Raw genomic sequence first — 25,004 nt, 5'->3', positions numbered from 1 at the left:
GATTCCGCTCAAAATAAACTTATAATTATTTCTTAAAATTTTTCTCTAGGTCCTGCATAAATGCAGCGGGCACCACGATTCGGGTTTTCGCTCTCTGTTCCTGCAAAATTCCCTTGAGTCTTTCTTCAGTAACTCTCGAAATCACATCCTCTTTGGCCTCTTCAAAGGTCATTAAAGTTCGAGGGGTAATTTTATCAATCGCAATGACTACGTCACGCGCACTCATTTTGGTCGAAAAGACCCCTTTTTTAAAGGGTACCTTATATTGGGTGAAGATTTCAGCGTCGCTATACATCTCACCTTCTTGGAAGGAAACTAGAATTTTATTTTCTTTATTCAACTTCCCCTCGTATTTCTTTTTAAGGTCTCCCCACTTGGCAGGATCTTCTATGGCTTTTATTACAGACTTCGTTAAACTCTCGTCGCTCAAAATCGCCACTCTACCCTGGGCCATTTCCTCCCATTGAAATTCATTTTTATTTGCGTTGTAAAAACGTCTGAGATTTGCATCAGAAGCATCCACTTCGCTTTTAAGAAGATCGGAGTAAATATACTCAGAAAAAAGCATTCTACGTTCTGTTTCAAGAGCCGTTTTCACCTGCGGTTTTGCGAAAAACTCTTGGGAATACACACTGTACAAATCGCTTTTGATTCGTAGGTCTAATAGCGCTTTCCACTGGGATGGCGTCACCGTATCCAAGTTTTGATAAAGCTGCTCCACTTCCGCCTTGAGTGTTTTGTAGTCCATCGAATGGTTCTTGTATCTCCACAGGATTGCATTCGGATTGGAAAAATTCTTAAAACTTGCATACGATTTCTCTACGGTTTTAAAGTCATTGGTTAGACTAAAATCCGGACTCGTTTGCCTTTGATTAATCACCTGATCCTCCAAAGCCTGCAGGTAATTGCTATTTAGCATATCTGCACGAAAAAGCTCTTTGGTTTTGTCCGTCACTTCGTAAGGAACCAAATCATAGATATGAAAAACGTAGTAATTCCCATTAAAAAGCACGGGCTCTTTTGTGTACTCTCCCGCCTTCATGCCTTTTAGAGCTGCATATACGTGGTCAGGTAAACTCGGAGAGCCCATCACGGCACCTCCTGCATTAATTTCATTTTGAGTCGTTCCAAATTCTTTGGTCACCTCGTTAAAGGCCTTTCCTGAGGTAAGCGCCTTATAGATTGCTGCTTTTTGTTTCGGTGCATTTGCATCGTCGGCATACCTAAGCGTTCCAAAGATCATATACCCCAAACTAGGTCTTGTGCTGACTAGCTTTGCAAAGGTTACACTGCGTCCCTGATCATGTAACTTCGTATACCCCCCAGCTTTGGCCGCCATTAACTCTTTATAAAGGTCCTCTCCAATTAGACCTGGCTTAATGTAAATCGGTTTAATGTCCTTTTTGATGTAGGTTGAAATCGCCTGATCCATTGTCATTCTACCGCTCACCACATCCTGGTAAACCTTGGCGTAATCGGTGGCATCCCCTTCTTCTTTCTCCAAAGTGAACACATGCACGAGCCTCTCTAGTTTGTTGGCCTGAACGTAAGACTGAGTCATGCGCTCTACTTGTGCAGGGTCGAAAAAATACTGATCATGCAACTCCTGAATTTTCTGCGCCATTCGCTGGCGAAAATGCATCGTCGTGTCTGCCTTTTTCTCTTCTGCCAGTTGCTGAAAGAGCAAGAAATCTTGCGTACTTGTTAGGGTTTGAGTGATGCCGACAGACTTCAAAGTCTGTGCATTATCTTTTTTAAAATCCTGAAGCGAAATACTGTCTGAACCTACAGTCATGACTTGCGCAAAACCGAGTCCTGAAAGGAGCGTAAGGGATAGATATACTATTTTTTTCATATAATCTTAAGATTAATCGAAGTACAAATCTACTTCAAATGTCGTTAATTGTTTGAATGCGTTGACCCGGGTACGCAAGTCTTCCACACTTACTTTTTGAAGTCTTTCCGTTCCGAACTCCTCCACCGTGTAGGAAGCCATGGCAGACCCTACAATGAGTGCGGATTTCATGTTCTCAAAGGACAAATCTGAAGTTTTTGCTAAATGTGCAGCAAAGCCTCCTGCAAAAGTATCTCCTGCCCCTGTCGGGTCGAAAACGTCTTCTAGCGGAAGAGCGGGAATGGCAAAGATTTTCCCCTCATGGAAAAGAAGAGCACCGTGTTCTCCTTTCTTTATAATCACATAGGTAGGTCCCATTTCATGAATCTTTTGCGCTGCTTTTACCAAAGAATACTCTCCGGAAAGTTGACGCGCTTCTTCGTCATTAATGGTGATCACATCGGTTCTTTTAATCATTTCTAAAAGAGTCTCTAATGCAGTGTCCATCCAGAAATTCATCGTATCTAAAATCACGAGCTGTGGACGCGTTTGCATTTTATCCAGTACCGATAGTTGAATGGAGGGATGAAGATTTCCTAGCATTAGAATTTCTGCATTTTGCGCATCCTGCGGCACTTTTGGATCAAAATTCTCCATGACGTTCACTTCCGTTACAAGCGTATCCCTGGTATTCAAATCGTTGTGGTATTTGCCACTCCAAAAGAATGTTTTTCCTTCCTTGATGATTTCAATTCCCTCGGTCTTTATGTTTCTAGATTCTAAAAGATCTAAATATTCTTGAGGAAAATCTCCTCCTACCACGCTCACTAAACTTACATCGGTTCTAAGAACCGAAGCGGCAAGACCAATAAAGGTAGCAGCACCTCCTAATATTTTATCTGTTTTTCCAAAAGGGGTCTCGATCGCATCAAAAGCGACGGAACCTACAACCAAAAGTTTCATTTATTTCCGTTTAATTTATCATTTAAAAGGGTGCTCAAGAAACCCTCGTGCCTGCCCTTTGCGACTTAGGAAATAAGGACTTGTGCCTCATTTCATTTTTTATTCGCGCGAGGCAAAAATACGGTTTTTCGCTTAATAAAAACACTTCGTACTTTTCTATCGCTTTGTCTTCTCTAAATTGCCCTCTCCAATCTGATTATTCTTTGCCCATTCTTTGATGAATTGATCTAACGGACGAGGAAAAGATTTGAGATTGGAGTCTTGAAAGGCCATAGGGAAAACTCCAGAATCTCTTGAATACAGTTTAAAATCGTCTTGAGAATTCAACTTAACTGTATGGATTCGTATGCTCATCGTTCTATGGGAGAGCTGATGACGAATTTCAAGGCTATCTATCCCCTGGGAGCTTAGAGATTCTGGAAGCTCCTGTGGGAATTCGTAGAGGCGTTTCCAAATGGAACTTTCGTCCCTTTGCCGAACTAAAAAAACATCCTCATGGTACACAAAATAATAACGGAGCGATTCCACTCCCACTTTTACCTTTCGGGATTTCACAGGAAACTTCTGCTGCGATCCTACTGCGTAGGCAAGACAGGTCGAATTCAAAGGACACTCTATGCAGTTTGGGTTTTGAGGCTTGCATATACTCGAGCCTAAATCCATGACCGCCTGATTAAATCCGCCTGGATCCTCCGTAGGCATGAGTCTTTGCGCAAGCTGGGCAAAGTGCTCGAAAGCTCCCGAACTCGTCACATCAAATCGATCAGCGAAATAACGAGACCAAACCCGGTACTGATTCCCATCAATCGCCACTTTTGGCTCTTGAAAACAAATACTGGCTATGGCAGCAGCCGTATATTTCCCGATACCTCTCAAGTGAAGAAGGGAGTCATAGTTCTTTGGAAAAATCCCCTCCAAATCTTTTTGAATCTGAATACTTGCCTTGTGCAAATTAATGGCACGGCTATAATACCCAAGTCCTTTCCAATAAAGGAGTACTTCATCTAGGTTTGCCTCACTTAGTTCTTGCACTGTAGGAAAGCGCTCGATGAAGCGCTCATAGTACTGGGTGCCTTGAGATACCCTTGTTTGCTGCATAATGATTTCCGAGATCCAAATTGAATAAGGATCTTTCGTTTCACGCCAGGGTAGCGCTCGAGAATGCTGATGGTACCACAGCAAAAGCTGCTGTCCCATTTCAAGGTCTGTTTTCATTGGCGCGCAAGATATTAAACTTATTTAGGATAGTAAATAAGGACTTTAAAAATTTATTTATTCCTTGAAAAAGAAAAGCGAAAAAGAGACTCGCAGAAGACCGCTATTTAATAGAGATTCAAAAAAAGGCAACTCGCAATCAAAAATTCACAATCCAGAATTGCAGATTCCGAAAATTTCGATGCAAAATAGAGTGGAAATTTTCCTCGATTGAAAAACCGTTACCGACTCAGAGTCAGACTTTAATCAATGTTAAGAAAATCAGGCTTTTGTTTGTTTCAATTCAAAAAATCTTCTTATATTTGCACACCAAAATTAAAAACAATTAAGGAAATGACAAAGGCAGAATTGGTAAATACGATCTCCACCAAATTGGGTACAGAAAAGAACGAAACCCAAAAAGTAATAGAAGCATTTATGCAGGAGATAAGAACCTCAATGTACAATGGTGACAATGTATACTTAAGAGGTTTTGGATCTTTCATCATTAAAACAAGAGCAGCGAAGACAGGAAGAAACATTTCTAAAAATACGGCCATTGAAATTCCAGCGCACAACATCCCCGCTTTCAAGCCGTCAAAAAGCTTCGTGGAAAAAGTGAAAACGAAAGTAGCAGTAAAATAAAAATTTAACTAAAATATTAACCTTAACACATTACGACAATGCCAAGCGGAAAGAAAAGAAAAAGACATAAGGTAGCGACGCACAAAAGAAAAAAAAGAAGAAGAGCTAACAGACACAAGAAAAAGAAATAGTTTTTCTAGAACAATATAATAATATAGTTGATGAAGCTTTATTCATTAACTATATTTTTGTTTAAACACAGTTTGTAGCCCCATCAACCCAAGTCTAACAATAAATTAGAGCAATGAAAAAAGAACTTATCATTTCTCATGAAAATGAGCGCACGAAAATTGCGATGCTCGAAGACGGTAGGCTTTTTGAAATCCACGAAGAAGAGGACAACAGAGAGTTTAGTGTCGGCGATTTATTTTTAGCTCGAGTTAGAAAACTTGCACCGAACCTTAATGCAGCCTTCGTCAATATCGGATACGAGAAAGACGCATTCTTGCATTACCAAGATTTAGGACCCGATTATTTAAGTTATCAGAAGTTTCTGAAAGATACGTTTGCAAAACGTCATCAAACTTCTAGCCTCAAAAATTTTCCGGTTCAAAAAGAAATTAACAAATACGGCACCATAGACAAGGTGCTGTCCAAAGACGATGTGGTTCTGATTCAAATCACGAAAGAACCCATCTCTACGAAAGGACCTCGAATCTCTACTCAAATCTCCCTAACGGGTCGATTTTTAGTATTGATTCCTTTTGACAACAAAGTTTCGATTTCTAAAAAGATCAAAAGTGCGGAAGACCGTGAACGACTTCGTACTTTAATTGAAAGCATTAAACCCGAAGGCTTCGGTGTGATTATTCGCACCGTGGCAGAGGGTAAAAAAGTCGCTGAGCTTCATAACGATATGAACCAGCTGATTCACAAATGGGAATCGACTTTCAAAAACATTCAAAAGCAAAAAGTCCCTTCTAAGATTTTAAGTGAAGAAGATAGAGCGTCTGCTATTTTGCGAGACAATTTCAACCAAGATTTCACCGGAATCATTTCCGACGATGAAAACATGGTCCAGGAAATCACCCACTACCTAGAGGTTATTGCCCCGGAAAGAAAGAACATTGTCCAGCATTACGATTCTCATATCCCGCTCTTAGAATATTACAATGTGGAGAAACAACTCAAGCAGAGTTTCGGTAAACACGTGAATATTCCAAGCTCAAAAGGCGCTTATCTGGTCATTGAACACACCGAAGCCCTTCATGTGGTGGACGTGAATTCAGGTCCGAATATCGCCTCAAGCACGACCAATAAGGACCACGCACTTAGCGTGAACAAAATGGCCGCCACCGAAGTAGCTCGACAGCTTAGGCTAAGAGACATGGGCGGAATTATTGTCGTAGACTTCATTGACATGAGCAGTGCCGATCATCGCAAACAACTCTACGAACATCTTCGTGAGGAAATGCGTAGAGACAAAGCAAGACATAAAATCTTACCTCCAAGTAAATTTGGTCTGATTCAAATCACTCGACAAAGGGTGAGACCTGAGAAGCAAATTAAAACGGCGGAGCAAAACCCGAACACGGACGGTGAGATCTTAGCACCGATTGTCGTGGTCGAAAGAATGGAAGAGCTTATAAGAAATAAAATGCAGAAGGAAAAAGGAAAACTTTACCTTCACGTTCACCCTTTCGTTGAGGCTTACCTCACAAAAGGAATCATGAGCATTCAAACCAAATGGTACTTAAAATATAAAAAATGGGTCACCATTATCCCTAGGGATAGTTTTAAGTATTTAGAATACCGTTTGTACAATGCAAACAAAGAGGAAATCGCAAGTTACTCGAACTAAAAATAAGCGCATGAGCGCAAAGAAAAGGTCTCTACTTGTAGGGACCTTTTTCAGTGACTTACTAATTTTAACCTTTCCTTAAAACTTCTGCACGAAGATTTTGACTAAATTTGTGAAATGCAAGTTTTTGGTAGAGATTTTCTAGAACGAATTAAAAAGGCAGATTTACACGGAGAATCGGCGCACTCGCGCTACTCCCCTCCTTACCGTCCCCTTTTCACTCACGAACAAATCGTCAGTCGAGATCCGAGGTACGCTGCGGTCAACATACTTCTTTACCTTAAAGACGGAGAGTGGCATTTTCCCTTAATGGTGCGTACCCACAATGAAAACGATCGACACAGTGGACAAATTTCCCTTCCTGGTGGAAGCAGAGAGCCTTCTGATTTGGATTTCGCACATACAGCGAAGAGGGAAACCTGTGAAGAAATGGGAATTGACATTCATTACATTCGCATTGTGCGAGAAATTTCTCCCATTTACATTCCTCCAAGCAATTTCTATGTATATCCCTACATATCGTATACGGGAAAGAACCCTACTTTTGTTCTTCAAAAAAGCGAAGCGATGGAGCTCATCGAATTCCCAGTCTCTTCGTTCTTGACCCTAAAGGATACGCCCGAACTAATGGTTCTTCCTGACTCGAGAGGACAGAAGGTACCGGTCATTAATTTCAACGGCTATATCATCTGGGGAGCGACCTCAATGATCCTAAGTGAATTTAGTCACTTGCTGAAAAATTTGTAAATTCGCAGTCTATTTTACCAGGAAATCAATGGCTAAAAAAAATATTTTTACCGATGCATTCGGTACTCCCTATTTTCTGAAACGACTGATCATTTTTATTTTAGGAATGGTTTCATATCGTCGTTTTAATGGGTTTAATAAATTGAAAATAACGGGATCTGAGCATTTCAAAGATCTTCCGGATTCAAACGTACTCTTTGTATCCAATCACCAAACCTATTTTGCGGACGTGGCCGCCATGTACCATGTGTTTTGCTCGGTCAACAATGGCTATCTAGACACAATCAAAAATCCAGTGTATCTACTCAATCCCAAAGTGGATTTTTATTACGTTGCAGCAGAAGAAACCATGAACAAAGGGATTCTTTCTCGGATTTTCAAACTCGCGGGCGCCGTCACAGTAAAAAGAACATGGCGTGCAAAAGGAGAAAACGTAAACCGAATGGTAGACATGAGTGAAGTGGATAATATCATGAAGGCCCTTGACAATGGCTGGGTCATCACCTTTCCTCAAGGAACCACTGCTGCGTTCGCCCAAGGAAGAAAAGGAACGGCAAAACTCGTAAAACAACAAAAACCTATAGTGGTTCCCATCAAAATCAACGGGTTCCGAAGAGCTTTCGATAAAAAAGGATTGAAAATCAAAGTGACGGGAGTGAAACCTACGCTAGAAATCAAAAAGCCGCTTGACATTGACTACGACAACGATACGGCCCAACAAATCTTAGACAAAATTATGGCAGCCATCGAACAGACCCATGATTTCAATGTACTTCACGATTACGAAAAAGAACGCTGTAGCAAAAGCGAAGTTCAAAATACAAGTCTTTAAACACCCAAACCCATGAAGAAACTCCTATTAATTTTACTGATTGGATGCCTTTACAGCTGTACAAACCAGTCGGTATTTGAGCACTACGAATTAAGTTATAGTCGCAGTGGCGGATATGCACCGATCTATGAAAACCTTCTTATTGAAGGAAACACGGCTCGCTTTTATTTTGAAGGACAAAACCAAAAATACAATAAGAAAACCAGCATTTCCAATGATGAGAAAGCTCTCATTCTAAAAGCAATTGAGACCAGTAAACTCAAAGAAATTCGCGAAGACTACAAGAAAGTTTACGACAACATCACCACGACAATCAAGGTAAAAACGCCTAACGAAAAGCTCTTCAAAGACGATGGAAGCTTTATTATTCCAGAGCATCAAGCGAGATGGAATTCAATAATTCAAGCATTTGAATCGTTCATCCAGGCCAAAAAACTAAGACAATAAAAGGTAGTCCCCGTATGTCAAATTCTGCATTGCATGACTTTAGCAATAAAACAAGAGTCTCGATCGTTACAAATCACCAATCGATCGCAAAATTCATTATTCACGTTCTTGAATTCAATCAAAAATCGATTCATTATCAGTTGGAAGGGGAATCGCTCGTCGAAAGCCCCGGAAGTGATTTCGTTTTAGTAGAACATAAAAACTTAGAAAAAGCAGCTGAGTTCGAGCCCAATATAGTGCTAGTGACCACTTCGCCCTTATACAAGCAGTATCAAACTCTACTCCAACGCATTGTAAACGGCGGTATACTAGTGTATCCGGCCAAGGCCTTAGAGCTTGATAATGAGTTGAAAACAGCCCCAAGTTTTTTTCGAAAGATTCCCTACAAGGTTTCGATTCTTGAGTCCCATTATTTAAAAACCTCCATTGGGTCGATTCCCTTGACGCTAGAGGATGAAATCCTTATTGAACATTTGGAGGGACTGCAGCACCTTTTGCAGCATCTAGGAATCATGGAGGAGGAATTCTATGAAGCGCTAATGGCCTTTGAAATGCAATCCTAAGGACGGATCCATGAGGTCTTAAGCTTTCCTTAAACTAAAAATAAATCACCGGCCTGTTTCCTATGGAGACAGGCCGATTTTTAGGTCCTTTTTTAAATAAGCACCCTGAAAATTTGAGCGACTTAGGAAACGAAAGTGCGAAATTAAAAGACCTTTCTAGCGTGCCTCCTTTTAGCACTACCCACCTGCGAACTCACTTTCTGGTTCTTAGAAGGCTCATTCCTCTCCAAATACAAGCCGAATTCAAGGAATGCAAAATTTTAATTAAATTTACAAGAATCAAACCTTGTATCATGCATTACATTCAAGAAGGGAAAATCCCCCCAAAAAGACATACGGTTTTTAAATCCGAATCGGACTCGTTCTATTACGAACAACTTTTCGGCACAGAAGGCTTTCATGGCATTTCATCTCTGCTTTACCATTTGCACCGACCCACTCAAATCAAAAAGATTGGAGAGCCAAAAGATGTAGCTCCCAAAATAGCAGTAGCCAGGAACGTAACCCCGCGAATGTTTAAAGGAATGAACGTAACCCCAGAAGATGACTTTCTTGAAAGTCGTAAATTTCTAATGGTGAACGATGATCTTAAAATGGGACTTGCCAAACCGCGCCATTCCATGGACTATTTTTACAAAAATGCCCATTGCGATGAACTTCTTTATGTGCACGAAGGATCGGGTACGTTAAAAACATTCCTAGGGGATTTAAACTTTGAATTCGGAGATTATTTAATCTTACCTAGGGGAACCATCTATCAACTTGATTTTGACACGGACACCAATGTATTTTTCATTTTAGAAAGCAATTCGCCAATTACCACTCCCTCGCGTTATCGGAATGAATTTGGTCAACTCTTAGAGCATTCACCCTTCTGTGAGCGAGACATTACGACTCCAAAGCTAAAGGCCCCAGTAGATCAGATTGGCGATTTTTTAATTAAAGTTAAGAAGCAAGATCAAATTTGGGATTTCACCTATGCAACTCATCCTTTTGATGTGGTAGGCTGGGATGGGTTTTTCTACCCTTACAAGTTTAACATCAAGAATTTCGAGCCAATTACAGGTAGAATCCACCAACCCCCGCCCGTTCATCAGAATTTCCAAGCACATAATTTTGTAGTATGCTCCTTTGTGGCTAGAATGTACGATTATCACCCCCAGTCCATTCCTGCCCCTTACAACCATTCCAACATTGATAGTGACGAAGTGCTCTTCTATACAGAGGGCGATTTTATGAGTCGAAACCATATTGACCTAATGGATTTCACCCTGCATCCTGGTGGGATTGTCCACGGACCTCATCCTGGAGCCATGGAACGCAGCATCGGCAAGAAATTCACCGACGAATTCGCAGTGATGGTTGACCCTTTCCGCCCACTAAAACTCACGGAAGAAGCCTTAAAAGTGGAGGACCCTTCATACATGACTTCCTGGCTTGACTCTCCTGAAAACAATATTAAGGACCGCCTTATGGAATAATGAGCGTAATTTCTTTGAAGAAACTTGAGCCTCGTTTGACAAATATCATCTTTCCTTTGCGCCTTAAAACCCGTATCTTTGAAGTAGCTCATAAATTTAGCAACTAAACAAAATTTACTACCATGCTTAACTATGTAAGTCCTCAAGAAGCGGTTTCTGTCATTAAAAGTGGAGACCGGGTCTTTTCTCACGGAAGTGCCTGTACACCTAACATTCTTCTCGATGCTCTTGCGAAAAGAGCCCCCGAACTTCGCAAAGTCGAGTTTGTTTCCATTACACAACAAGGGAACATGGAAGTGGCAAAAGAACAATACAAGGAAAGCTTTTATATTAACTCTTTATTCACCTCTACTCCTGTTCGTCAGGCGGTCAATTCCGAGCATGGCGATTACGTTCCCGTATTCTTAAGTGAAATTCCTATTTTATTTAGAGACGGATACTTACCGATTGATGTCGCACTCATCACGGTTTCTCCCCCAGACCAACATGGATATTGCACCTTAGGAACCTCAGTAGATGTAGCACGGAGTGCTGTAGACACCGCTAAAATCATGGTTGCGGTTGTGAATCCAAAAATGCCACGTACCCATGGCGATGGCAACGTCCACGTCTCAAAAATTAGCAAAGCGGTATGGAGTGAAGAAGAATTACTCACGGTGGATTACGGAGCCAAAGTAGGAGCTGAAGAACTTCTTATTGGAAAGAATGTAGCCGAATTAATTGACGACCGCTCCACCTTACAGATGGGGATTGGGACCATTCCAGATGCGGTACTAAAAAGCCTTGGCAACCATAAAGATTTAGGTATACATACGGAGATGCTAAGCGACGGGGTCATTGATCTTATTAAAAATGACGTAGTCAATAACAAATACAAAGGTACTCACAACAACCAAACCATTACCAGCTTTTGCTTTGGGACGCGCCGACTCTATGATTTTGTGGACGACAATCCTTCCATCACCTTTTTAGATGTGAAGCACGTGAACTACCCTATCAACATCATGAAAAACCACAAAATGACCGCGATCAATTCAGCGATCGAAGTCGATTTGACTGGACAGGTCTGCGCCGACTCGATCGGAACTTTTCAGTTTAGTGGAATTGGTGGTCAAATGGACTTCATGAGAGGAGCGGCTCTTAGTGAAGGAGGAAAACCAATCATTGCCATTTCTTCAAGAACGAAAAAAGGAATTCCTCGCATTGTGCCTCACCTTAAATTAGGTGCGGGAGTCGTTACCACTAGAGGGCATATGCACTGGGTGGTCACGGAATACGGCGCTGTCAATCTCTATGGAAAAAATCTTCGACAAAGAGCACAACTGCTAATCAGCATTGCCCATCCGGACGATCGCGACATGCTAGAGCGGGCCGTCTTTGAGCGATTCAAACAAAATTAATCCTTTTCAAAAGGCAGTTTTTTATCAACTGCCTTTTCTTATACTCTTGTTTTAAAACCCCTCCAAGGAAATCCTTGCGCCCCCATTTCTTTCTGAAACTCACTATAGCGCAGTTCTATTTTATCCAACGGACCTATAAAAAAAGCAAGCAAACGATTCACAAAAGACAAGAAATCAACCCTTTAAAGTTTCAGATTATTTGTTTAAATTAGGGCAATCAAACTTCAAAGAACTACCCTTATATGTCAAATTTAACCTTTGCAGAAAAAATTGCAAAAGCAGAAAACTTCCTTCCCATCAATGGGACCGATTACATTGAATTCTATGTGGGCAATGCAAAACAAGCGGCGCACTTTTACAAAACGGCATTTGGATTCCAAAGTGTCGCCTATGCTGGACCGGAAACAGGCGTAAGAGACCGCGCAAGCTACGTCCTACAACAGGGCAAAATAAGACTGGTTTTAACCACAGGATTAAAATCAGACTCTCCAATTAATGAACATGTAAAAAAGCATGGAGACGGAGTCAAAATTCTAGCCCTTTGGGTTGACGATGCCACGAGTGCGTTTGAGGAAACTACCAAAAGAGGGGCTAAACCTTACTTAGAACCAACCACCATTCAAGATGAACACGGCGAAGTGGTTCGGTCAGGCGTCTATACGTACGGAGAAACCGTGCATATGTTTGTAGAGAGAAAAAACTATTCTGGACTCTTTATGCCAGGTTACCGCAAATGGGAATCTACCTACAATCCTAGCGAAGTAGGGCTACTGTATGTAGACCATTGTGTAGGCAATGTGGGATGGAATCGTATGCTTCCCGTAGTAAAATGGTATGAGGAAGTAATGGGGTTTGTCAACATACTTAGTTTTGACGACAAACAGATTAATACGGAATATTCCGCATTAATGTCAAAAGTGATGAGCAACGGAAACGGGTTTGCAAAATTCCCAATTAATGAGCCTGCAGAAGGCAAAAAGAAATCACAAGTAGAGGAATACCTTGACTATTATGAGGACGAAGGTGTACAACACATCGCTGTGGCTACAAAAGATATCATTCAAACGGTCACCGATCTTAAAGCTCGAGGCGTAGAATTCCTATCTCCTCCACCAGAAGCCTATTATGAAATGGTACCCACCCGAGTAGGTGAAATTGATGAAGATTTAAGAAAACTCCAAGATCTTGGGATTCTAATTGACCACGATGAAGAAGGGTATCTCCTTCAAATCTTCACAAAACCAGTTGAAGATAGACCGACGCTCTTTTTTGAAATCATCGAACGCCACGGAGCACAAAGCTTTGGTGCAGGAAATTTCAAAGCCCTTTTTGAAGCTTTAGAACGCGAACAGGAATTACGAGGAAATCTTTAAAATTAGGTTTGGATTGATATTTGTAATCTTATTGAGGTAAAAATTAACACAATGAGAAAACTATTATTAATGATAGGTATATTTTTAGCTTTCGGAAATGTGCACGCACAGTTCGAGAAAGCGAATTACCGTCTAGCCAAACTGAAAAAGCAAAATCCTGGATTCAAATCACTGAAGAACGTCGATTTAGAGGCTCAAAAATTTGTTTTAATCAAAGATTTTGAAGACCATACGGAACGCCAAATTATAAGCGTGACCGGTAATCAAGCAACCTATGTGGAAGTATTTGATGACAAAGCTTTAAAAAAGAGTAGTTCGAATGTCTTTTCAGGAGATGTGATCAAATCCGATTCGGGGGTTCTATCCTTTCGATTTGATGAGCTTGAAGGAAATAAACTACCTCTGCCCATCGCAAAAAACTTTGTTGCAATGGAAAAGGATAACACCTTGGTTTTGGTCGATGTAAACACCAAAGATCGATGGATTAGCTATCCGTAAAGTAGAAGGCTCTAAAGGCTTTATACATCTAAGAAAAAGCAAGTTCATAACCCTTCGAGGTTATGAACTTTTTTTTATATATTTAAGTTCTAAATTTAACTTATGAAATCATTCGTATCCTATCCTGAAAATTCAGACTTCTCTATACACAACATTCCGTTTGGTGTGGCCGTTTTCGATAAAGAATACATCGCTTGCGCAACCCGAATTGGAGACATTGTCATTGACCTAGCCACCTTGTATGATTTTGGTTATTTCAATGACGTAGATGGACTTCAGGACAATATATTTGAAGCCTACACTCTTAATGAACTCATTGAACTAGGCAAACCCATCACAAAAAGCATACGAGAAAAAATTCAGTCTCTGCTTTTGGAAGGCTCTTCTCTTTCGAAGGACGAAAAAAGCATTGAAGAGTGCTTTTTCAACCTAGACCAAGTAAAAATGCTTATGCCAGTGCATGTAGCAAATTACACAGATTTTTACTCCAGCATTGAACATGCCACAAACGTAGGGAAGTTATTCCGCGATCCCGAAAATGCCCTTCTTCCGAACTGGAAACATTTGCCGGTTGCTTACCACGGAAGAGCTTCTTCCATTGTGGTTTCAGGAACTGAAATCATTAGGCCCAAAGGGCAAACCAAAGCGAAAACAGAACCACTTCCTACCTTTGGACCGTGCAAACAACTTGACTTTGAGTTAGAACTCGGGTTTATTGTAAACCAAAACACCGAGATGGGCGATCACATTAGTGTCGAACAAGCTGAGGATGCCATTTTTGGTTTAGTACTCTTTAACGACTGGTCGGCTCGGGATATCCAATCTTGGGAATACGTTCCTTTAGGTCCTTTCCTTGCCAAGAATTTCGCAAGTTCGATCTCCCCTTGGGTGGTGACTCTTGAAGCTTTAGACCCATTCCGAACTGAATCTCCGAAACAAGAACCAGAAGTATTAGAGTATTTAAGAACTTCTGGCAAAAAGAACTTTGATATTAACTTAGAAGTTGGGCTTACTCCGGACAAAGGCACTGAGGTACTCCTTACCCAAACAAATTTCAAGACGATGTACTGGAACATGGCCCAACAGCTTGCTCATCATACGGTCAATGGTTGCAATGTCGAAGTAGGGGACTTGTACGCTTCCGGAACGATCTCGGGCACGGAACCGGATTCTTTTGGATCTATGCTTGAGCTTACATACCGCGGAGAAAAGCCCCTCGTGCTGAACGACGGGCAGAAACGAAAATTCATAGAGGATCATGATACGGTGTCCATGCGAGGTTGGGCAGAAAAAGACGGCATTCGTGTCGGCTTTGGTGAAGTTGTGGGAACAATACTTCCCGCAAAATAAACAGCACATGGGTAGACCTTATACCTTTCTCTAATCTATAAAAACAATTTCTGTGAAAACAATTGATCCAAAAGACTTAAGTTCGCAAGATCTCCAAACCTTAATGCAAACGGCAATTGCGCCTAGGCCTATTGCCCTTGCCTCTACCATTAGCAAAAAAGGGGAACCCAACTTATCCCCTTTCAGTTTCTTCAACATGGTTTCTACGGTCCCTCCCATTCTTGTATTTTCGCCTTCACGAAGAGTTCGTGACAACACAACGAAACATACCTTAGAAAATATAATTGAGACGAATGAGGTGGTAATTGGTATTGTAAATTACGACATCGTTCAACAAGTGAGTCTCAGTTCTACGGAATACGAAGAAGGGGTTAATGAATTTGTGAAAGCAGGTTTTACGATGGTGGATGGTGTAAAAGTGAAACCTAAACTCATTGCGGAATGCCCAGTCAATTTTGAATGCCGTGTTCTTATCGTTCAATCCTTAGGCTCGGAAGGGGGCTCTGGGAATTTGGTAATCTGCCAAGTGGAACATATTCACATTGATCCAAAATACTTGGATTCGAAAGGAAAGCTAGACCAAATGAAATTAGATCTCGTTTCTCGCCTAGGCGGTCCCTATTACGGTCGAAACAATGAGGCCAATTTATTTAAAGTCCCAAAACCTTTAACTAAAAAGGGAATTGGGTTTGACAATTTGCCCAAAGTCATTTTAACGAGTACCGTACTCACAGGAAACGATTTGGCTTTGCTTGCCAATGTGGAGACCGTTCCGGTAGGCCATTTCTCTTCAGACAAACAAATTCATCTTAAAGCGCAGGCTCTTCTCCTTGAGGGAGAGGTTGAGCAGGCTTGGAAAACGCTTAGACGTCCTACAACCGACGAAGATCAAAAATTAGATATTCTGCGACACATTTTTAGCATCATTAAGAAATAAGACCCGCGTAAGCAATTCTTCTCCCCCCTAAAGGTTCCCTCACATAAATTATGTCGAGGGAATTCTTATACCTTTCTAGGATCTCCACGCTCTTGTATTGTATACTTCTATGATATTGAGCAGAACTTATAGGGAAGATTCCCCAATGCATCTTCGCAGGAGTCACATTCTTTGCCCCGCAAGATCTGTATCCTTTTGAGAGGATGCGATTCTACTCTATGGATTCTCCGAATCTTTGATTTCAAAATCCTTTTCGAGTTCAGGACTAATTTTTCTGCGATTCTCGGCGCGGCTCCGGAAACGAATATTAAGCATTTCAACGACAAGACTAAATGCTAAACAAGAGTAAATAATATTTTTACTAACGTGCTGATGTATCCCTTCTGCGACAAGCATGACTCCAATCACAACCAAAAAGGCCAAAGCTAGCATTTGCAAGCTCGCATGCTTATTAATAATGGCAGAAATTGGACCGGCAAAGAGCATCATTATTCCCATGGAAATCACGACTGCTATAATCATAAGCATTACGTTATCCACAAGGCCAATTGCAGTTAGAATGGAATCGAGCGAGAACACCATGTCAATCAGGATGATTTGTAGAACGACCATGGTCATAAGGCCACTTACTCCGGACTTTGAAGAAGAACTTACTTCATGTTCTTGGAATTGCATCTTCGAATGAATCTCAAATGTACTTTTACCAATCAGGAAAATACCTCCCGCCAGAAGAATCAAATCTTTCCAACTTAAAGCCAACGGACCTTCTCCATTAGGCTCCATAAACCAGTCAAGTGTGAGCACGGGATCTTTCAAACCGATAATCCAACTAATCATTAAAAGGAGAACAATCCGAAAAATCATGGCAAACGCAAGTCCAATATTCCGTGCGAACCTTCTTCGTTCTTTTGGTAATTTATCGGATATAATAGAGATGAAAATAATATTGTCAACTCCCAGCACAATTTCTAAAAAGGTCAAAGTCAATAGAGAGATCCAAATTTGAGGATCCGCAAAATTGGGCCAATCGAGTGCAGCAAATAAATCCATTGTAATTATCTTAATTTAAGCATCGAAGATAATTTATCTCATTGAAATACAAACTATTTTACTTCCTGTTTTTTCTTAGGAAATCCATATTTATTTTGCTCTAAGCTCAGAGGGAAAACTTAGAGAAGATAGCCTTCAAGCGTTATATACCATCCTATAAGACAGAAGTTTAAAACCTAGGGGTTTTGTGCAAATCCCTAATTAAGGAATCTTCAAAGTATAGGGAAGCCTATTTTCCATGTGAAAAACGTGCTAAGGACTTAGAGCAATCACCTACTCTAATTTTGAAAGATACTCGGTGAATTGATCGTTTAAGATTTCACATTCGGGTTTCAACAAACCGCTTTTAATCTGTGGCCTTCGACCCCATTTGGGAATCGTTTCGGTTTCAAGAATCTTAAACTCTGAAGATTGACCCCCTACATGAGGCACATGCAATCCAAATCTAATTCTTCCAATTTGATGGTGTCTAATCACATAAGAGCACATGAGACAAGGTTCATGGGTCGAGTACAAAATGCTGTGAGGCAAAGCCTCCGCAAAGCCATTTTCCAACGCATCTTGTATGGCTAGAATCTCAGCATGCTTTGTTATATCACCGGAGGATTTCCCAGACTCTATTCCTCTGCCGATAATTTGATGCTCATGCACAAGCAAAGACCCAACAGGTGGATTCCCATTTTCAAGTGCCAATTTTGCAAGCTCTATGCATTCCAGCATATACATTCTATCCTTTTCCATAGTCCTTACTTTTGAAAAATAGCAGCTACGTAAAAAACCTAAACTTTCTTAGCCCTAAACTTAGGGTCTGGCAATTCGATTGCAAAGCCAAAATGGCTTCTAGAAATTAAATAGCTCTTCTAAATCTAGCTCGACTACTTTTCCTAGGGTTTCAAGTTCAGAAAAATCTAGCTCCTTTCGGTTCCCAATCAAAGCCATATTGTACTTCAGACCGTTAATTCGATCTTGGTAGAAGGAGGCTAATTGTTCAAAAGTTAAACTTTCAATTTGTTTGTACATCTCTTCCCGAATGTCATAATCAACGCCTAGTTTCTTTAGTCGATGGTGATTACTGAATATTGCACTGCGTCGAATCCTTCCCGAAGCAATCCGCTTAAGCGCCTGCGATTTTGAGCTCTCGAATTGGGACTTATAGTAAGGAAGTTCTTTCATTAACTCATCCATTGAATCAAGCGCTATACTCAATTTATCACTTTGCGTTCCTAAAAAGCTAAGCAAGTAATCAGGCTCGCCCACGCGATTTGCCGTTTGGTACTGAGCATAGGCAGAATAAGCTAAACTTTTACGCTCCCGAATCTCTTGGAAGACAATACTTGAAAGACCACTTCCAAAATATTCGTTAAATACATTTGCGATTCCAAAGGTTTTCGGATTTACCACTTCTGATCTTCCTACTTTGGAAAGTTCAACCTGGACCATATCGTAATTAACAAAATATAAAGTTCCCTCACCTTTCGGAGTATCGTAGGTTTGAGGCTTCGGTATTTCCCTCGTTTCCGGTTCGATAAAAGGTATTATATGACCTACAAGGGCCTCCAAATCATTCCCGTAGAAAAACAGTTCGTACGGAAACGAAAACAGGGACTTCGTGTTTTCCACAATTTCAGCGCAAGAAAGGACTTCAAGATCATCTTTCGAAATCACATCTCTCAGACGTGAACTTTTACCGAATTTCGCATAGCTCCTAAGGGCACTACTTATCTTTCCTTTGTCGTTCTTAGCCACTTCACGACTTTCCACAATGCTCTGAACAAATTCCTGATACACGTTTTGGTCCGCTTCAAGCTCTTTAATCCAATGGTTTAAAAGACGAATTCCTTCATTTAAGTTCTGTTCCAGACCCGAAAGCACGATGCTCAATTCATCCGAAGTAATTTGGAAATCAAAGGTGATCCCAAGCTTGAAAAATTCTAATTTTAAGGCTTCATTGCTATATTTTGAGGTGCCTAAATACTGAAGCAGATAAATAGCAAGCTCAAGAGTTTTGTCATGATCTTTCCCCATTGGAAAAATATAGAAGAGTTGCGCCCTTTCGTTCAGAGGATTCTTCACATAGCTCAGTGTTTTCCCGTTTGCATTTCGGGTTGTGATTTTTGCTTTGTAATCGATGAACTCAGGTTCAATTTGTGAACTCGCCATGTGAAGAAGGGATTTCGCAAATTCACTCTGCGCTTCTTGATTCAATTCTACAGGTGTAATGCCTGGATTTTCCACCCGAATAAGGGCAGGATTCTCCCCTTTTTCTTTGAAAATCTCAACGTAATTATCTATGAAAAATTCGTTGGCAAATTCCATAATCTCCTGCTTCGTGATGGACTCATAGATAGAAAGTTCCTCAAGTTCTTCCTTCCAAGACTGCCCCCGAATATAGGTTTGATAGAGATTGGTTGCAAGCCCATCAGAAGACTCTAAACCTTTAATTTGTTGAAGTTTAAAATCATTGACAATGGCCCAAAGCATCCAATCCGGAAACTCACCCTTTTTTATTTTTTCTAGCGCCTCGAAAAGCAGTGCTTTCCCCTGCGCTAGACTTTGATTTTCTTTCGGTACTAAAACCAACGAAATCATGCCGTAATGTTTGAACCCCATGGCATAAGCACCTGCATACAGGGCTTTTTGCTTGTTATTCACATCCAAATCAAGAAGTCCTACTTCCCCACGATTCGTAAGCAAACTTGAAATCATGTCTACAAGATAATACGCGCGACTACCGTAGCTCGGCGTCCTCCATCCTAAATGCAGTCTTGGCGACGAAGGACTTTGAATCACAGAAGTCTGAATCTCGGTAAGCGGCTTTTCTACAATTTCTTCATCATGAGGGAGCTCCACGGGCTTAAGAGTTCCGAAATACCGATCCACCATTTCAATGGTCTCTTCGAATTGAAGATCGCCTACAAGAACCATCGCATAGTTGTTCGGTACATAATACTGATCAAAATAGGCATGAATCGCCTTCATGGAAGGATTCTTCAAATGCTCTGCCTTCCCTAAGGTCGTTTGCTGTCCGTTGGGATGGGTAGGGAAAAGCAAACTCATCATCGTATCGTTCACCTGACGAGAGTCTTGATCTTGCGCTCGGTTAAATTCTTCGTATACCGTTTCTAATTCGGTATGAAAAAGACGAAGAACCAATTCTCCAAATCGCTCTCGTTCTACTTTAAGCCATCGCTCCAACTCATTGGAAGGGATTGCGTTTTTGTAAACCGTTTCATCAAGCCATGTATGTGCATTGGTTCCAGTTGCCCCTAAAGAGGAAACCAATTTGTCGTATTCCCCTGCAATCGCATAGCTACTTGCCTTATGGGAAAGAGCATCGATTTGCTTGTAGATTTCCTTTTTCTTGTCAGCAGTGGCCTTTTTATGCTCTTCGTAGAGTTCTGAAATTTGATTGATTAACAAGGATTCTTTCTCCCAATCTATAGTACCGATATTAGAGGTTCCTTTGAAAAGCATATGTTCAAGATAATGGGCAAGCCCCGTATTGTCTTTAGGATCTCGGTTACTTCCTGTACGGACCGCGATATAGGTTTGAATTCTTGGGTGCTCTGAGTTGCTTGCCAAATAAACTTTTAGTCCATTTTTTAGGGTATAAAGTCTCACCTTGTGGGCGTCATTTTCGATCCACTCGTAGGTGTACCCGTTTGCATCGGTTGCGCATTTTTCTTCGTATTGTGTCATACTAATCTATCGTCAAAAGGGGCACTTTTTGACGTAGCCCCCTATTTTGTTTATTTTATAAATTTAATGGGCCTCTAGCCATGTATCGCCAACGCCAATCTCAACGGTTAAAGGTACCGCCGTTTCCACCGCATTTTCCATTTCGTGGCGCACGAGTTCTGTGGTCAATTCAAGTTCATTCTCAGGAACCTCAAACACCAATTCGTCATGCACTTGCAAGAGCATTTTGGTTTCTAAATTTTGTTCTTTCAATTTTTGATCGATTCGGATCATTGCCATCTTGATAATGTCCGCTGCGGACCCTTGAATGGGAGCATTGACCGCATTTCTTTCGGAATGCGCTCTGACCACAAAATTGGCAGAATTAATATCTTTCAAATGACGTTTCCGTCCCATGAGAGTGGTGACAAACCCTTTTGTTTTCGCATTCTCGACCTGGCTTGCCATCCAAGCTTTTAATTTCGGGTAGGATTCGTAGTAGGCTTCAATCATCGCTTTCGCTTCTTTTCTCGAAAGTCCTGTTTGCTCCGCCAATGCGAAAGCTCCTTGTCCATAAATAATACCAAAGTTCACCGTTTTGGCTTGGCTTCTCTGAGATTTTGACACCTCCTGAATTGGCAAATCAAAAAGCTTTGCAGCGGTAGCCGCGTGAATATCCTCCCCTTCTTGAAAAGCCTTCAGCATATTGGTCTCATCTGAAATCTCCGCAATGAGTCGAAGTTCTATTTGAGAGTAGTCTGCCGCTAGAATCTTGCATCCGGGTTTTGCCACAAAAGCACCACGGATCTGCTGTCCTCTAAGAGTTCGAATGGGAATATTTTGAAGGTTTGGATTGAGCGAAGCAAGTCTTCCGGTGGCCGCAGTGGTTTGTGAAAAACGCGTATGAACTCGTTGATCCACGGGATCAATTTGGGTCGGAAGTGCATCGACATAGGTCGATTTTAGCTTCTGCAAAGTTCTGTATTCCAAAATGGGTTTAATCACCTCATGTTTCCCTGAAAGTTTCTGCAAAACTTCTTCGGAGGTGGCATATTGTCCGGTCTTGGTTTTCTTCGCTTTCGCATCTAACTCGAGTTTATCAAATAAGATTTCCCCGAGCTGACGAGGAGAGTTTAGATTAAACTCCTGATCGACAAGTTCAAAAATCTGACGCTCTAAACCGCGCAAATCCGATTCTAAATCTTGACTTTCCTTTTCGAGCCACGCTTGGTCTAATAGGATTCCTTCTAGCTCCATACCTGCTAGAACTTTTAAAAGGGGCATCTCTATGGTTTCAAAGACAGAGTCTAGCCCTTCCGCACCCAATTGAGGTGCAAAAAGTTCATACAATTGAAACGTCACATCTGCATCTTCACTTGCGTAGGAAGTTTGAGTTTGTATATCGAGATCCGCAAAAGACAATTGATTCTTCCCTTTCTTTCCAATTAACCGCTCGAGGGGTACAGGCTCGTAGTTCAAATACATTTCCGACAAATAGTCCATCCCGTGTCTCCCGTCTGGGTTTAATAGGTAATGAGCAATCATCGTGTCAAACAAAGGACCCTCAAATTGAATCCCGTAGCGGGTTAGTATTTTGTAGTCGTATTTTAAATTGTGCGCAATCTTAATGACTTCCTTGCTTTCAAAGAAGGGCTGAAAGAGTGCGAGGGTCTCTCTGGCCTTGGTGGAATCCGAGGAAATAGGAATGTAATAGCCTAATCCTTTCTTATAACTAAAACTAAGCCCCACCATTTGAGCATGCAATTCATCGAGTGAAGTCGTTTCTGTATCAAAACAAACCGCCTTTTGCGAGAGCAAATTCTCCACCAAGATACGCTGCATCTTGGGAGAGTCTATCGTTTGATACAAATGGTCATTCTCTTCTAAAGTCAGTTTGCTTGAAGTGGCCCTTTCTAGCTGCTCAAAATCAGCAAACAGATCTAGCTGTACCCCATGCGCCGGATTCACAACCGAAGCTTTCTTTTTAGGCGTAGAATCCGCTAAAATCGCGCTTGGTTCCGTGGAGTTCTGAGGGGCAAAAGTTCGGTATAAGGTTTCGTAGAGTCTTCTGAATTCAATCTCATCAAACACTTCTCTTACTTTCTCAAAATCAGGAGTTTCTAGGTCGTACTTCTCATGGTCAAAATCGATGGGCACATCGCAAATAATCGTGGCAAGCGTCTTAGAAAGCCGCCCACGCTCCGCCGAATTCTCCACCTTTTCTTTTAGTTTCCCTTTCAATTCATGGGTGTGGTCTAAAAGATTTTCAAGGCTGCCGTAGGTTTGCAAAAACTTCATTGCTGTTTTTTCTCCAACGCCTTCGAGCCCAGGTATATTGTCCACTGCGTCTCCCATCATGGCAAGGAAGTCGATCACTTGCTTAGGATCTTTAATCCCGTATTTTTCATTTACTTGCTCAACCCCTAAGATCTCAAAATCAGCACCCCGGGAACCCGGCTTGTAGATTTTTATATTCTCCGTGACTAGCTGCGCAAAGTCCTTATCAGGCGTTACCATGTAGGTGGTATACCCCTGTTTTTCAGCCTTGCATGCAATGGTCCCAATGACATCATCTGCTTCATACCCTTCTACACCTAAAATTGGCACATGCATCGCTTCTAAAATTCGATGAATATACGGAACGGCGATTTTAATAGCCTCGGGCGTCTCGCTCCGGTTAGCCTTGTACTCCGCATATTGCTCAGTTCTGACACTCGCCTTTCCCACATCAAAAACCACCGCCAAATGCGTGGGATTCTGCTTACGGATAAGCTCGATTAGAGAGTTGGTAAACCCGAAAATTGCAGACGTATCAATGCCTGTACTTGTTACTCTAGGGCTTCGGATGAGCGCGTAGTAGCCACGAAATATCATGGCAAAAGCATCCACTAAAAAAAGACGTTTATCGTGTGGTTGTGACATAGGGGCAAAGATAAACAAAACTAGTTCAGCAACCTTTGCTTTGAAACCGCCTTTTTGCCTCCTTCAAATAAATCATGCAAAATAGAAACTTTAACCCTAAATTTGCCCTATGCAAGATCTATCTCTTCGTTCTGTCACCGTGACACGCTACATTCTTCCCCTTCGCGAAGGAGGAAGTCTGCCGGCTCTTGCCGAAGCCGACGACGATTTCAAATACGTTGTGAAATTTAAAGGCTCAGGACACGGCGTTAAAATGCTAATCTCCGAACTCATTGGAGGAACCCTTGCAAAACTACTTGGCTTAAACATGCCTGAACTTGTTCTGGTTCATCTTGGAGAAGAATTTGGTCAAACCGAAGGAGACGAAGAAATCCAAGATTTACTAAAATTCTCAAAGGGACTTAATCTAGGACTCCACTATCTTTCGGGTGCCCTTAGTTACGAACCCAGTATGAAAGTTGATTATTTATTAGCCTCGAAAATCGTTTGGTTAGACTGCTTCATGACCAACATTGATCGCACCTATAAAAACACAAACCTTTTGCTTTGGCACAAGGAGCTTTGGATCATTGACAACGGCGCTTCCCTTTATTTTCATCATTCTTGGCAAAACTTTGACCAAGCGGCTAAATCGCCTTTCCCTTACGTGAAAGACCATGTGCTCCTTCCCAAAGCCCATCGACTCGATCAGGCAGATGAATTTGCAAAGAGTATTCTAAACGACCAGAGCTTATGGGAGGTCGTTAATTTAATTCCTGTGGAGTGGCTCGAGTGGGAAGACACCGACCAAAGCCCACAGGAAATCCGAGAGATTTACCATACGTTTTTGAAAACCAGACTTGATAACTCACACCTATTTCTAGACCATGCTAAAAATGCAAGAAAATAAATTGTACGAGTACGCGGTCATTCGATTGGTACCCCAAGTTGAACGCGAAGAATTTTTTAACGTGGGACTTATTCTATTCTCAAAAAAAGAAAAATACATTGAGTCTCGCATTCATCTTTGTGAAAAGAAATTTAATCTCATGCAAAGCAAACTGGATTTCCAGGAGGTAAAACAAAGTTTAGAAAACTTTCAACGCATTGCGAAGGGAGATCCTTCGTCTGGACCGATTGCTGAGCTCGATCTAGCGGAACGTTTTCGCTGGCTTACGGCACTTCGTAGTAGTTCCATTCAAACTTCAAGACCGCATCCAGGCAAAAGTTCAGATCTGCAGGCCACTTTTGAGCGTCTCTTCGAGGAATTGGTTCAATAAAGCTACGGTTTCTGGAATCAATCTCCTCCA

21 protein-coding genes are annotated in these 25,004 nt (G+C 41.4%); 14 read left to right on the top strand and 7 right to left on the bottom strand.

Annotated features, from left to right (window positions below; translation table 11 throughout):
* Positions 1-25: 25 nt before the first annotated feature.
* From AC3IRX_RS10525 to mutY, 3 genes are all read right to left on the bottom strand, one after another.
* Positions 26-1,855, bottom strand: a complete 1,830-nt coding sequence (locus tag AC3IRX_RS10525) for a hypothetical protein (RefSeq protein WP_489210270.1) — start codon at positions 1,853-1,855, stop codon at positions 26-28.
* A gap of 12 nt (positions 1,856-1,867) precedes the next feature.
* Positions 1,868-2,797 carry a PfkB family carbohydrate kinase gene (locus AC3IRX_RS10520; protein WP_459084365.1) on the bottom strand — a complete coding sequence of 310 codons (930 nt, stop codon included), beginning with the start codon at positions 2,795-2,797 and terminating at the stop codon, positions 1,868-1,870.
* 156 nt (positions 2,798-2,953) lie between these two features.
* Positions 2,954-4,012, bottom strand: a complete 1,059-nt coding sequence (gene mutY / locus AC3IRX_RS10515) for an A/G-specific adenine glycosylase (RefSeq protein ID WP_489210269.1) — start codon at positions 4,010-4,012, stop codon at positions 2,954-2,956.
* 249 nt (positions 4,013-4,261) lie between these two features.
* Here mutY and AC3IRX_RS10510 point away from each other — a divergent pair, with 249 nt between their 5' ends.
* The 12 genes from AC3IRX_RS10510 (at position 4,262) to AC3IRX_RS10455 (ending at position 16,065) form a co-directional block, all read left to right on the top strand.
* Entirely contained in the window at positions 4,262-4,636 is a 375-nt protein-coding gene (locus AC3IRX_RS10510; RefSeq protein WP_459084368.1) for an HU family DNA-binding protein, read from the top strand.
* 244 nt (positions 4,637-4,880) lie between these two features.
* Positions 4,881-6,437: an Rne/Rng family ribonuclease gene (locus tag AC3IRX_RS10505; RefSeq protein WP_489210267.1), complete on the top strand. Its 1,557-nt coding sequence runs from the start codon at positions 4,881-4,883 to the stop codon at positions 6,435-6,437.
* A 117-nt stretch (positions 6,438-6,554) separates the two neighbouring features.
* The gene (locus AC3IRX_RS10500; protein ID WP_489210265.1) at positions 6,555-7,184 is read left to right on the top strand and encodes an NUDIX hydrolase; all 630 of its coding nucleotides are present in this window, start codon (positions 6,555-6,557) and stop codon (positions 7,182-7,184) included.
* 28 nt (positions 7,185-7,212) lie between these two features.
* Positions 7,213-8,016 carry a lysophospholipid acyltransferase family protein gene (locus tag AC3IRX_RS10495; RefSeq protein ID WP_489210263.1) on the top strand — a complete coding sequence of 268 codons (804 nt, stop codon included), beginning with the start codon at positions 7,213-7,215 and terminating at the stop codon, positions 8,014-8,016.
* A 12-nt stretch (positions 8,017-8,028) separates the two neighbouring features.
* On the top strand, positions 8,029-8,463 hold the full coding sequence (locus AC3IRX_RS10490; protein ID WP_489210261.1) for a hypothetical protein: 435 nt from the start codon (positions 8,029-8,031) through the stop codon (positions 8,461-8,463).
* Positions 8,464-8,477: 14 nt separating this feature from the next.
* The gene (locus AC3IRX_RS10485) at positions 8,478-9,026 is read left to right on the top strand and encodes a hypothetical protein (RefSeq protein ID WP_489210259.1); all 549 of its coding nucleotides are present in this window, start codon (positions 8,478-8,480) and stop codon (positions 9,024-9,026) included.
* Between the two features lie 293 nt (positions 9,027-9,319).
* Positions 9,320-10,507, top strand: a complete 1,188-nt coding sequence (locus AC3IRX_RS10480) for a homogentisate 1,2-dioxygenase (RefSeq protein ID WP_489210257.1) — start codon at positions 9,320-9,322, stop codon at positions 10,505-10,507.
* 122 nt (positions 10,508-10,629) lie between these two features.
* Positions 10,630-11,907, top strand: a complete 1,278-nt coding sequence (locus AC3IRX_RS10475) for an acetyl-CoA hydrolase/transferase family protein (protein WP_489210255.1) — start codon at positions 10,630-10,632, stop codon at positions 11,905-11,907.
* Positions 11,908-12,149: 242 nt separating this feature from the next.
* Positions 12,150-13,280, top strand: a complete 1,131-nt coding sequence (hppD, locus tag AC3IRX_RS10470; protein WP_489210253.1) for a 4-hydroxyphenylpyruvate dioxygenase — start codon at positions 12,150-12,152, stop codon at positions 13,278-13,280.
* 51 nt (positions 13,281-13,331) lie between these two features.
* A complete protein-coding gene (locus tag AC3IRX_RS10465; protein ID WP_459084379.1) occupies positions 13,332-13,778 on the top strand; it encodes a hypothetical protein in 447 nt (148 codons plus the stop codon).
* A 102-nt stretch (positions 13,779-13,880) separates the two neighbouring features.
* The gene (gene fahA / locus AC3IRX_RS10460) at positions 13,881-15,128 is read left to right on the top strand and encodes a fumarylacetoacetase (protein WP_489210252.1); all 1,248 of its coding nucleotides are present in this window, start codon (positions 13,881-13,883) and stop codon (positions 15,126-15,128) included.
* A gap of 52 nt (positions 15,129-15,180) precedes the next feature.
* Positions 15,181-16,065 (top strand): flavin reductase family protein, encoded by an 885-nt coding sequence (locus AC3IRX_RS10455; RefSeq protein ID WP_489210250.1) that lies wholly within the window; start codon positions 15,181-15,183, stop codon positions 16,063-16,065.
* A gap of 216 nt (positions 16,066-16,281) precedes the next feature.
* On the opposite strand, the gene AC3IRX_RS10450 is transcribed toward AC3IRX_RS10455, so the two are convergent.
* The 4 genes from AC3IRX_RS10450 to polA all read right to left on the bottom strand — a co-directional run bounded on the left by AC3IRX_RS10450 (position 16,282) and on the right by polA (position 23,715).
* Complete coding sequence (locus AC3IRX_RS10450; protein ID WP_489210248.1) at positions 16,282-17,115, bottom strand: TerC family protein; 834 nt, start codon at positions 17,113-17,115, stop codon at positions 16,282-16,284.
* A gap of 273 nt (positions 17,116-17,388) precedes the next feature.
* Positions 17,389-17,856 carry a nucleoside deaminase gene (locus AC3IRX_RS10445; RefSeq protein WP_489210246.1) on the bottom strand — a complete coding sequence of 156 codons (468 nt, stop codon included), beginning with the start codon at positions 17,854-17,856 and terminating at the stop codon, positions 17,389-17,391.
* Between the two features lie 99 nt (positions 17,857-17,955).
* Entirely contained in the window at positions 17,956-20,814 is a 2,859-nt protein-coding gene (locus tag AC3IRX_RS10440; RefSeq protein WP_489210245.1) for a M16 family metallopeptidase, read from the bottom strand.
* Between the two features lie 63 nt (positions 20,815-20,877).
* Positions 20,878-23,715: a DNA polymerase I gene (polA, locus tag AC3IRX_RS10435; RefSeq protein WP_489210243.1), complete on the bottom strand. Its 2,838-nt coding sequence runs from the start codon at positions 23,713-23,715 to the stop codon at positions 20,878-20,880.
* A 109-nt stretch (positions 23,716-23,824) separates the two neighbouring features.
* Between polA and AC3IRX_RS10430 the strand changes: the two genes are divergently transcribed.
* Entirely contained in the window at positions 23,825-24,604 is a 780-nt protein-coding gene (locus AC3IRX_RS10430; RefSeq protein ID WP_489210241.1) for a HipA family kinase, read from the top strand.
* A complete protein-coding gene (locus AC3IRX_RS10425) occupies positions 24,591-24,974 on the top strand; it encodes a DUF3037 domain-containing protein (protein WP_489210239.1) in 384 nt (127 codons plus the stop codon). Before AC3IRX_RS10430 ends, AC3IRX_RS10425 begins: the two co-directional genes overlap by 14 nt.
* Positions 24,975-25,004: the final 30 nt, after the last annotated feature.

It is taken from the genome of Epilithonimonas sp. KH_059 (assembly GCF_057838485.1).
Note: the sequence above shows the minus strand (reverse complement) of the source record. Positions and strands in the feature narration are given on the sequence as shown.